We start from the raw sequence: 10,389 nt of genomic DNA, 5'->3' as shown, positions 1-10,389 counted from the left end.
AGATCTCTCATCCTTCGGGAGTAAGGCACGTCGTAGACTATGACGTTGATAGGTCGGAGGTGGAAGCGCGGTAACGCGTGTAGCTGACCGATACTAATAAGCCGAGGGCTTGACCTTAACATGATGATTGCAGGCGCTTGCCTGATACTGGAGACTGCATTGTTCGGTTTTGAGGGTGCTGACAAAGCGACGCGTAAATGTGGCCCGTTGGTCAAGCGGTTAAGACGGCGGCCTCTCACGCCGCAAACGTGGGTTCGATTCCCGCACGGGTCACCAAACCTGCGCCTTTAGCTCAGCTGGTAGAGCAACTGACTCTTAATCAGTGGGTCCCCGGTTCGAATCCGTGAAGGCGCACCAATCTCTATGGAGCGTCTACGCGGCGCTCCATAGAGAGCCCTTAAAAATTGAGTGCTTATCGTTGAAAAGAACGGTAAGGAGAAGAAAGTTATTGAAGTTTCTTTTGCTTACTTTTCTTTTCAAAGAAAAGTAAGTTGGTGTTGATTGCGGTGAGGGTCCACCCGTTCCCATCCCGAACACGGAAGTTAAGCTCACCTGCGCCGAAAATACTTGTCTGGAGACGGACCGGGAAGATAGGTAACGCCAACACAAAGAGCGGACAGCTTAGGCTGTCCGCTCTTTGCTTTACAAAAAATCAGCAGCCGTCATAGACAGCTGCTGATATAGGTACTGACATCAAAGGAATCCAGGCTGCTGTCCTTCCGCAGGTACAGGGGATGGTGGGGATGTCCCTTTTTGGAGCGGGCACCGGCGGAATACCAACAGGCGCCCAAATCGTTCCCAATCTCCACCATGTCCCGCAGGCAGTCGGCCAGATAGCTGCGCTTCTCAATGATCGCGCCCCAGGCGGCCCAGACGGCAGGTGTGCCGGTTTTAGTCTGCTCCAGGGCCCAGCGGAAGGCCGCCATATTTTCCTGGTGCAGGGCGGGATTGCACACCTTCTCCATATCATCAGGGCGTGTAGCCCGCTGGGCGTATACATTGAACATGATAAAGCTGTCATAGCCATTGCCCAAAGCGATGCGCTCCACCGATTTCAGGGTGTTGTCCAGATCGTTGGGCGCGGCGGTGGAGGGATTGATGCCCACGCAGATCAGCGGACGGCTGCCCCGGGTGCCCAGGATGTAACGGTAGTCGCAGTAGCGGTTGGGGACGTAGAGCCAGCGGTCCACGTCATAATCGGCCTGAGGCAGCAGAGCCTCCTCCAAGGCCAGGGAAAAGGACTGGATGTCCTGCTGGGCGGTGTCGCAGGTGGGAATATGCATATCAAAGACCTCCTGAGGAAGAACGGCTTGTGAGGCGCGTCGCTCCATGGTATACTCACCCTATCAGGATACAGGCAGGAGAAACAGAATGCAATACCGAAGTGTGAAAAAGGGAATCTTCCAGGCCAGACCCAATCGTTTTATCGCCGATGTAGAAGTAGACGGTGGGGTGGAAGTGGTCCATGTGAAAAATACCGGCCGCTGCCGGGAACTTTTAGTACCGGGGGCCACGGTCTATCTGGAGGAGAGCGGCAACCCGGCCCGCAAGACCAGATATGATCTGATCGCCGTGGAAAAGGGGCGGCTGCTGGTCAATATGGACGCTCAGGCCCCCAACAAGGTGTTTCAGGAGTGGGCGGAGGGGGGCGGCTTTCTGTCTGGCCTGACCCTCCTGCGGCCGGAGACCACCTGGGGCAGCTCCCGCTTCGACTTCTACTGGGAGGCGGGAGAGCGCCGGGGCTTTGTGGAGGTCAAAGGGGTCACCCTGGAGGAGAACGGCCACGCCCGCTTTCCCGATGCGCCCACGGAGCGTGGGGTCAAGCACCTGGAGGAGCTGATCCGCTGCCAGGCAGAGGGCTACGAGGCGGCTGTCTGCTTTGTGATCCAAATGGCGGGAATGAAGGATTTTGCCCCCAATGATGTGACCCATCCGGCCTTCGGTGCGGCGCTGCGGAAGGCCGCCGGGGCAGGTGTCCAGGTGCTGGCCCGGGGATGCAGCGTCACGCCGGATACGCTGACCATCGCGGAACCGGTAAAGGTATGCCTCTGAAATGAAAGTATTATATTAAAAACTTGCAAAAATGAATATTGTAAGTAGAAAAATTTCTGAATTATTTCCAAATGTGCAAGAACAATCTTGACGGATGCAGAAAAAGAGCATACACTGCATCCATCAAGCAGAGACGCTCGTTTCGCCGAGGAAGGCGAAGCGGGCGTTTTTGTTTTCAGGGAGGAATGAGTGTATGTATTCGTCAGTGAACACGATCTGGGTGCTGTTGGGCGCCGCGCTGGTCTTTTTCATGCAGGCCGGCTTTGCCATGTGTGAGGCGGGATTTACCCGGGCCAAAAACACGGGCAATATTTTGATGAAGAACCTGATGGACTTCTGCATCGGTACCCCTGTCTTCTGGCTGCTGGGCTTTGGTCTGATGTTCGGAAGCGCGGGGGCGTTGGTAGGTGGCTTTGATCCCTTCGTACGGGGCGACTATTCCGCCATCCTGCCGGAGGGGGTCCCCTTCTTCGCCTTCTTCATTTTCCAGACGGTGTTTTGCGCCACCGCCGCTACCATCGTATCGGGCGCTATGGCAGAGCGCACCAAGTTTATTTCCTACTGCATCTATTCTCTGTTGATCTCCGCTGTGGTCTATCCCATCTCCGGCCACTGGATCTGGGGCGGCGGCTGGCTGTCCCAGCTGGGCTTCCATGACTTTGCCGGCTCCACCGCGGTGCATATGGTGGGTGGCGTGGCCTCCCTCATCGGCGCCAAGATCCTGGGGCCCCGCATCGGCAAGTATGACAGGAACGGCAAGCCCCGGGCCATTCTGGGACACAACCTCTCCATCGCTGCGCTGGGTGTGTTTGTGCTGTGGTTCTGCTGGTTTGGATTCAACGGCTGCTCCACCGTGTCCATGACCGGGGACGACACCCTGGTAGCTGCCGGCAGCATCTTCGTCACCACCAATATGTCGGCTGCTGTGGCCTGCGTGACCACCATGCTCTTTACCTGGATTCGCTTCAAGAAGCCGGACGTCTCCATGACCTTCAACGCCGCTCTGGGCGGCCTGGTGGCTATCACCGCCGGCTGTGACATGGTATCTGTGGAGGGTGCAGCCATCATCGGTATCTGTGCCGGCATCGTGCTTCCCCTGGCGGTGGAATTCTTTGATAAGATAGCCAAGATCGACGATCCTGTGGGCGCCATTTCGGTCCACGGTGTGTGCGGCGCTATGGGTACCCTGCTCACCGGCCTGCTGGCGGTGGACGGCGGCCTGTTCTACGGCGGCGGTCCCAAGTTCTTTCTCACCCAGTGCCTGGGCGTGGTCAGCGTCATTGCCTGGGTGGCGGTGACTATGGTGATCATCTTTATGGTGATCAAGCACACGGTGGGTCTGCGGGCCTCCGCTATTGAGGAGCTGGAGGGCCTGGACATCCACGAGCACTGCCTGCCTACCGCTTATGCTGACTTCAGTCAGTCCACCAGCATGACGGCGGTGGCCAAGGCGGACGCCTATCCGGAGCCCTATGTGGCTGGTGAGGCTCAGATGCCCGTGCAGGTCCCCGAGCGTGCTCAGCCTGCGGAGCGCACCAAGCCGGAAGCCAAGCTGACCAATGTGACCATCATCTGCAACCAGTCCAGGTTTGAGGAGCTGAAGAGCGCCATGAACGGCATTGGTGTGACGGGCATGACGGTAACTCAGGTGCTGGGCTGCGGCATCCAGAAGGGCAAGACGGAGTATTACCGCGGTGTGCCCATGACCATGAATCTGCTGCCCAAGGTACAGGTGGAGATTGTGGTATCCAAGGTGCCGGTGGCACAGGTGGTGGACACCGCCAAGCAGGTGCTCCATACCGGTGGGATTGGCGACGGCAAGATCTTCGTCTATGATGTGGAGGATGTGGTCAAGGTCCGTACCGGCGAACACGGATATGACGCCCTTCAGGGCGAGGAGTAATGAGACAGCCCCCCGGACTTGTCAAAGTCCGGGGGGCTGTGGTATAGTGGTAGCAATCATCACTGGGGGGAATGGACATGGAGTCGGCCTATCAAATCTTTGCCGCAGAAATCACGGCAAAAGGGAAGGGCTATCTGGTCATCCAGCACTGCCGGACCGGAGAGCTGGACGAACTGCTGTGCCGGGGCCGACAGGAACTGCTGAGCCTGGGTGCAACAGAACTGCTTGTGACCTCTCGGGACCCCAGTGCACCGTTGGAGGAGGGGGGTCTGGGAGAGTGCCGCCTGGAGTTTGTCCGCGATCTGCTGGAACTGCAGCGAGATCTGTCCCAGCTGCCCGGCCAGCCCCAGCGCCTCAGCCTGGAGCCCCTGACCCGGGAGCGGGGCGGGGCCTGGCTGGCCCTGCACAACGGATACTTTTTTGAAATGCCCAATTCGGCTACTTACGGTCCCCGGGATCTGGACCGGGCCCTGGAGGAGGGCCACCGCTGCGGGTTTGCGGTGGTCAACGGGGTGCGAGTCGGGGTGTATGAGCTGGACCTGACCCAGGAGGTGCCGGAGATCGAGGGCATTGCGCTGCAAAAGGATGTCCGTGGACAGGGCCTGGGGCGGGAACTGCTCTGGGGGACTATGGCTCTGTTGGCGGAGGAAGGGTTTGACCGGTGTAAGCTGCTGGTGGCCAGCGACAATGAGAGCGCCTTTTCCCTCTACCGCCGGACGGGCTTCAAGGCGGCGGGTATCCGGAGCAAGTGGTTTCGGATGCTGCCCAACTGAATGGCAAAAGCGGCCGCCGTGCATAGCACGGCGGCCGCTTTTTATGCTGTCAGCGGTTGGCAGAGATCACCTGGTCCCACTGCTCCGCCGTCAGTGGCTGGGAGAGCCGCAGGGAGCAGGTGTGGCTGCCGTCGGTCCACAGAGCCAGCACATAGGACTGTTCTGCGTCCCCCTTCAGGGTGACGGCCAGGCCATCCAGGTCGTAGGAGGTCTGAGCGGCATAGGCGGTGTAATCGCCGGAGTTGTCTTCGGTCCCGGCGGATTTGCGGAAGAGAGCCCACTGGGAGTCACCCTCACAGCGAATTTGAGCCAGGGTATCACCGTAGACGGTATAGGTGCTCTGCTCCACCAGGAAGGGCAGCGCCTTCAGGTCGGATACGGAGAATCCAACCAGATCCGAGAGGGCCTGGGCGGAGGACACTTCCTGGAGATTTGGGACCACAGTGATTGGGCCGGATGGGGTCTCCACAGGCTGGGGCGAGGTAATCCGGGGCAGGATCGAGATCCCCGCCAGCACTATGGCCAGACAAGCGGCGGTAGCAAGCGTACGCCGCAGAAGAAGCGGGTTGCGGGAGGAGGGGGCGGGCTGTCCGGCTGATTCCAACTGCTCCAGGATGCGGGACCGCATGGCATCGGTCACTACAAGGTGGGACATGATCTCGTCATACTTCCGGGCCAAAGTCATACGCCTCCTTCAAGATCTCTTTCAGCTGAATGCGGCCTCTGCGCAGATCGGAACGGATGGTGGACTCTTTCCGGCCCAGGATGGACGCGATCTGGGCGGTGGAGCAGCCCTCATGATAGAAAAGGTGGATGGCAGCCCGGGAATGTTGGGGAAGAGCCTTGACGGCCTCCCATACAAAGGAGAGGTCCTCCCGCTGTTCCGCGGCCAGCGTGTCCCGCAGCTCATCGGCGGAGCGAAGGCGGTTGTACTTCAACCGGTTTTTGCTCAGGTTGGCGGCCACTCGCAGCAGCCAGGCCTTTTCGTGCTGGGGGCTCTCCAGCACAGGAGCGGTACGCAGAAATTGCAGCAGGGTGTCCTGGAGTACCTCCTCGGCGTCACTTTGATTGTGAAGGTAGGAATAGGCCAGACGTAGAATACTGTTGCCATAGGCGTCCAGCATCCGGGCAGCCTGAGCGTTGGCGGTTTGCCGGACGGCCTCCTCCTCCGGCTTCCGGGCAAAGAGCAGTCGAAGGGCGTGTAGGATATGGGCGCGCAGGCCGGGCCGTCTCAGGCGGCAAACAGCGGTCATTCCCATCGACTCCTCCCCCTTCTGTAGTAATGGAACGCTGGCGTCATGCCACGGATGCCACCAGTGTGAGCATAGCGTCCCGGCTCAGGCCGGCGGCGCTCTGAATGGCATAAGTATAGCCCTCCGTAGTCCAAACCGCAACCTTAACCGTGTTTCTGTCCCCCTTCAGGGTAACCTCTGTTCCGTGAGAGGAAAGGGTGTCCACCTGAGGATAGGCGGTATAGTCGCCGCTGATATCCTCCTGCCCCACCGCCTTGCGGATGGTGAGGTCATCTTCACAGAGGACCTGGATCATCTGATCGGGCAGCACAGAGATGTGCTCCGGGGTGCAGCCGTCAGGCAGGTTCAGAGAGAAACCAGCCTGATCCTGGGCCTCCGCCAGCGTGCCGCATTCCACAAAGGGATTGGGGATCTGAGTGGAGGGATCAGTCTGGATGGAGATGGTGCCGCTGTCGCCGGTGATGGCGTCCTCCTGGTTGCCCAGCAGGGCGTCAAAGAGGGCCAGGGGTACATAGGTAGTACCATTCACCGCATAGGGAGGGCAGCCCAGAGAGAAGGGGGCGCTCATACCCACCATATCTTCCAGACTGGTGGTAATCACATAGCGGTCCACCCCAAGGGTCACATCAGTGTGTACCTTGCCGGTGTCCACCCGGATCTGTTCTCCAGACCAGGTCACGGTGAAACCCAGTTCTTCCGCCAGAGCACGGAGGGGAACCATTACGCTGCCCCGAATTTCGGTATCGGCGCCGTTGACCTGGATGGCATAGCCAGAGGGAGAGGCGGTCTCGTCCACAGCAACGGGAGCGGCCAGAACAGGCAGACAGAGGGAGCCGGCCAGGGCCAGGGACAGCAGAGTGGGAACAAGCTTTTTCATAGAAATCTTCCTTTCCGGTGAATTGCGGGAGAGCCTTTGCTCTCTCGTTGTGACACCCTAGATACAACTGGGCGAAAGGAAATGTTGCATGAAACGAAAAAATGTCCGCTGCGATAGGCAGCGGACATTTTGGAATATCAGAGTGTGAGCCGGATCTCCTCGCCATCTTGGGTGTGGATATCCACCAGAGAGACGCCACGGCACTGTCGCCGCAGCCGCCGCGTCAGGCGGAATACCTCCGCACGCCGGTGAGGGGGAAGCGTCACATAGCGGCGGCAGGCCCACAGGGCAATGGTGAGCCCTGGTTTGCTCAGGATAAGCCAGGTGGGCAGAAGCAGGTGAAGGCGAAAGGCCTTGGTTTTGATGTGCAGACGCATTTATTCCACCACGACTTCCACCAGATCGCCATTGCTGCTCTCTACCTCCACCAGCTTTCCCAGTGCGCCGCCCTCAATGAGGGAGAGAAGGGCGTTCAGGTCCAGCTGACAGAGCCATTCGCTGCCCCGGAACTGAGGCAGGTCCAGGTTGAGCTGAGCGGCAATGCGGACCAATGCCAGGGGCAGATTGACATTGATTTTATCCCCTTCCCCTGTGTGGACCCGGACACGGAGGAACAGCTCCTCTGCGCTTTTCCGAGCCTTCGGTGGAACATACTGCACGTCGGTGCGCTGCCCTCGGATCAGCTCGTCCAGAGACAGGTGGAAATAATCGGACAGGGCGGTAAGGACGGAGAGATCGGGGACGCTCAGGTCATTTTCCCACTTGCTCACCGCCTGGGGAGAGACTCCCATCTGAGCGGCCAGTTCCTCCTGAGTCAGACCGTCCCGCTTCCGAAGGGCGCTGATGCGCCCGCCGATGGTCTGGTTCATAGGTATCCTCTTTTCTGCGTGTGGTTTTCACAGGATGTATTATAGAGTGTTTCCGCAGAAAAGGGAAGGTAACGGAGGTTGGAACTTGCAACCAGCGGTAGAACAGCAGTACAACGAACGGTTGAGAACGGTTAGGGTGTCTGCTCCCACCGGCAGCCACGGGCCTGCCCTGTGATGGTGCCCAGGCAATCCAGGTGATCTTCCTCCGACACCTGAAGATCAGGATAAGCCAGACTGGGGGCCAGCAGCCGGGTGACGCCCCTGCGGCGGCAGAGCCGCCGGAGCAGGACTTCCTGATTATAGAGGTATACACCATATTCCTGCGTGGTGGGGGGGCGTTGGGCACACAACAGAACGGCGCCGGAGGGATAGACCGGTTCCATGCTGCCATCGCTGAGAAGCACGGCAAAGTCCGCCTCCCGAGCGGCGGCGTCAACCTCCGGGATCAGAATGGCCCGGACCGGCGGGGCGCCGGTGGAGCCGGCGGTATAGCAGAAGGTACGCTTCACCGATACGGTTCCGATGGATTTGACACAGGCCGCACTCATCAGGGCCAGCATAACCCCAGCAGTCCGCCGCCGTTGGGGTTCCAGCCGCCGCAGCGCCAGCAGCAGGCGGAGCTCCTCGGGGGAGAGCAGGACCACGCCGTCCTGGCTGTTGGCGGTGACGCAGCATTCCGGGGGCAGCTCGTCGTCCAGCAGATATCGGATGGGTACCCGCAGTACACGGGTGATCCGATCTATAGGCCCTATCGCCGGATTTTTCGTCTGTCCCGACAGAATTTTATTCAGCGTACCAAGAGGCACACCGGACAGACGGGAGATATCCTCCGACGTCAAGTGGCGCAGTTTTTTTACATAGGCCAGCTTTTCCACCATCAGAGACATGGGCGCACCTCCAGAGAACCCCCAACCGAATGCGGTCAAAACCTCCCGGTCAGTGGACAAAATAGTCTGTTGGCATTGACAATTTATGCAGAATACATTATATAGAGTATGCAGAGGGACAAAAATACAAGATATAGACACAGAGGGGAGCGGATGTGGAAAATTACCGTAACAAACAGTATAATACCTTTTGATAGGGAAAAAGAGCGAAATATGTCGTGAAACCATGAAATCATAACCAAAAGCAGAGAAAATGAGGAGAGAGGAAACCATGAGTAATTGTCGTATAAAGTACCATGTATATCTGGACAGGGCTTCCCGCCCTCAGATGTATGGGATCCGGAGCCACAACGGAATCTGTGTCGGACGCATTTCCACCGACTTTCAGGAGGTCAACCGGCTGGCAGAATGCTGCAATAGTGCGGGGCTGTCTCCGGTCCATCTTGCTGATGTTGTGGAAGATTTTCGGCGCTCCTGAATGGGAGAAAATAGGTCCAGATACTTGACCGCCGCACTGGAATCAGGTAAACTGAGACCGGCAAACGGCAATCGAGTGAAGCAGAGTAAAAAGCCACCCGCCAGGGTGGCTTTTTCGTCGTGTTCAAAGGGGGAAAAGAAGCATGGAGCAAACACAGAAAAAATGCGCCCTGTTCCGCTTCTGGAAGCGGGAGCCGGTGCTGTGTATTGCCGCAGTGTGCGCGGCGGCCTCCATTTTACTCAATCCGCCGTCGGCGGACTATCTCAATTATATTGACTGGCGGGTGCTGAGCCTGCTGTTCTGTCTGATGGCGGTGGTGGCTGGCTTGCAGGAGTGCGGCGTGTTCGCGGTACTGGCTCAGCGGCTGCTGGCCGGCGAACGGAGAATGCGGTTTGTGACCCTGGCACTGGTGCTGCTGCCCTTCTTTGTGTCCATGCTGGTGACCAACGATGTGGCCCTCATTACATTTGTGCCCTTTGCGGTGCTGGTGCTTGGATTGATTGGCAGAACGGAGCGGCTGATTTATATTGTGGTGCTCCAGACCATTGCCGCCAATCTGGGCAGCATGGCCACCCCGGTAGGCAACCCTCAGAATCTGTATATCTATGCCAACTATGAGCTGACCGCCGGTCAGTTCTTTGCCACCATGGTGCCCCTCACCCTGATTAGCCTGGTGGGGCTGGTCATTGCGGCCCTGTGTGTCAAGCCGGAGGGGATCCGGGTCACCTTTTCGGAAAAGGCCTCCATTCGCAGTCCTAGACGGTTGGGGCTGATGGCAGGATTGTTTGTGCTGTGCCTGCTGTCGGTGTTCCGGGTGCTGCCCTATCCGGCCCTGCTGGCCGTAGTGGCGGCGGGTATGCTGATCTTTGACCGGCCTCTGTTCCGCAAGGTGGACTACGGCCTGCTGGCCACCTTCTTCTGCTTCTTCCTTTTTGCAGGCAATGTGGGAGCCTGCACTCCCGTACGGGAGGCGCTGACGGCGGTAATGGCGCAGAACACAGCTCTGGCCTCCGGCATTACCAGTCAGGTCATCAGCAACGTGCCGGCGGCGGTACTATTGTCCAACTTTACCACCGACTGGCACGGGCTGCTCATCGGCACCAACATTGGCGGCCTTGGAACACCCATTGCATCTCTGGCCAGCCTGATCTCCATGAAGGCCTATCTCAAGTCCCCCGGCGCCCGGGCCGGCCGCTACCTGCTGGTGTTTACCCTGGCCAATGTGGCAGCCCTTGCCATTTTGACGGGCAGCGTGGTGCTGATGGGGCTGATTTTCCCCGGATAAGCGGATTTTGAA

The 10,389-nt window shown here is 58.7% G+C and carries 12 protein-coding genes, 2 tRNA genes and 2 rRNA genes; 9 read left to right on the top strand and 7 right to left on the bottom strand.

The window, feature by feature from the left end; translation table 11 throughout:
• The 4 genes from B5F94_RS09455 to rrf all read left to right on the top strand — a co-directional run.
• A 23S ribosomal RNA gene (locus B5F94_RS09455) occupies positions 1-117 on the top strand; the annotation flags it as partial.
• 84 nt (positions 118-201) lie between these two features.
• Positions 202-276, top strand: a tRNA-Glu gene (locus tag B5F94_RS09450).
• A gap of 5 nt (positions 277-281) precedes the next feature.
• A tRNA-Lys gene (locus tag B5F94_RS09445) sits at positions 282-357 on the top strand.
• Between the two features lie 133 nt (positions 358-490).
• A 5S ribosomal RNA gene (gene rrf / locus B5F94_RS09440) occupies positions 491-606 on the top strand.
• Between the two features lie 56 nt (positions 607-662).
• Here the strand turns inward: rrf and B5F94_RS09435 are convergent.
• Positions 663-1,283: a DUF1643 domain-containing protein gene (locus B5F94_RS09435; protein WP_087329688.1), complete on the bottom strand. Its 621-nt coding sequence runs from the start codon at positions 1,281-1,283 to the stop codon at positions 663-665.
• 88 nt (positions 1,284-1,371) lie between these two features.
• On the opposite strand from B5F94_RS09435, the gene sfsA reads away from it, so the two are divergent.
• The 3 genes from sfsA (at position 1,372) to B5F94_RS09420 (ending at position 4,728) form a co-directional block, all read left to right on the top strand.
• Positions 1,372-2,052 carry a DNA/RNA nuclease SfsA gene (gene sfsA, locus B5F94_RS09430; protein ID WP_087329686.1) on the top strand — a complete coding sequence of 227 codons (681 nt, stop codon included), beginning with the start codon at positions 1,372-1,374 and terminating at the stop codon, positions 2,050-2,052.
• Between the two features lie 193 nt (positions 2,053-2,245).
• A complete protein-coding gene (locus B5F94_RS09425) occupies positions 2,246-3,955 on the top strand; it encodes an ammonium transporter (RefSeq protein WP_087329684.1) in 1,710 nt (569 codons plus the stop codon).
• A 77-nt stretch (positions 3,956-4,032) separates the two neighbouring features.
• A complete protein-coding gene (locus tag B5F94_RS09420; protein WP_087329681.1) occupies positions 4,033-4,728 on the top strand; it encodes a GNAT family N-acetyltransferase in 696 nt (231 codons plus the stop codon).
• 49 nt (positions 4,729-4,777) lie between these two features.
• Here B5F94_RS09420 and B5F94_RS09415 read toward each other — a convergent pair whose 3' ends face one another.
• From B5F94_RS09415 to B5F94_RS09390, 6 genes are all read right to left on the bottom strand, one after another.
• The gene (locus tag B5F94_RS09415; protein ID WP_087329679.1) at positions 4,778-5,407 is read right to left on the bottom strand and encodes a hypothetical protein; all 630 of its coding nucleotides are present in this window, start codon (positions 5,405-5,407) and stop codon (positions 4,778-4,780) included.
• On the bottom strand, positions 5,391-5,981 hold the full coding sequence (locus B5F94_RS09410) for an RNA polymerase sigma factor (RefSeq protein ID WP_242965647.1): 591 nt from the start codon (positions 5,979-5,981) through the stop codon (positions 5,391-5,393). The genes B5F94_RS09415 and B5F94_RS09410 overlap by 17 nt, the downstream gene beginning before the upstream one ends.
• A gap of 43 nt (positions 5,982-6,024) precedes the next feature.
• A complete protein-coding gene (locus B5F94_RS09405) occupies positions 6,025-6,858 on the bottom strand; it encodes a copper amine oxidase N-terminal domain-containing protein (protein ID WP_087329677.1) in 834 nt (277 codons plus the stop codon).
• 137 nt (positions 6,859-6,995) lie between these two features.
• Positions 6,996-7,235, bottom strand: a complete 240-nt coding sequence (locus B5F94_RS09400; protein WP_087329675.1) for a hypothetical protein — start codon at positions 7,233-7,235, stop codon at positions 6,996-6,998.
• The gene (locus tag B5F94_RS09395) at positions 7,236-7,727 is read right to left on the bottom strand and encodes a helix-turn-helix domain-containing protein (RefSeq protein ID WP_087329673.1); all 492 of its coding nucleotides are present in this window, start codon (positions 7,725-7,727) and stop codon (positions 7,236-7,238) included. It lies immediately after the preceding gene.
• A gap of 131 nt (positions 7,728-7,858) precedes the next feature.
• Positions 7,859-8,614: an XRE family transcriptional regulator gene (locus B5F94_RS09390; protein ID WP_087329671.1), complete on the bottom strand. Its 756-nt coding sequence runs from the start codon at positions 8,612-8,614 to the stop codon at positions 7,859-7,861.
• Positions 8,615-8,867: 253 nt separating this feature from the next.
• On the opposite strand from B5F94_RS09390, the gene B5F94_RS16910 reads away from it, so the two are divergent.
• Positions 8,868-9,092 (top strand): DUF6514 family protein, encoded by a 225-nt coding sequence (locus B5F94_RS16910; RefSeq protein WP_255396453.1) that lies wholly within the window; start codon positions 8,868-8,870, stop codon positions 9,090-9,092.
• Between the two features lie 142 nt (positions 9,093-9,234).
• Positions 9,235-10,377: an SLC13 family permease gene (locus B5F94_RS09380; protein ID WP_087329669.1), complete on the top strand. Its 1,143-nt coding sequence runs from the start codon at positions 9,235-9,237 to the stop codon at positions 10,375-10,377.
• Positions 10,378-10,389 lie beyond the last annotated feature (12 nt).

Source organism: Flavonifractor sp. An4 (assembly GCF_002161755.1).
Taxonomy (GTDB): Bacteria; Bacillota; Clostridia; order Oscillospirales; family Oscillospiraceae; genus Flavonifractor; species Flavonifractor avicola.
This window is presented reverse-complemented; position numbering and strand designations above follow the sequence as displayed.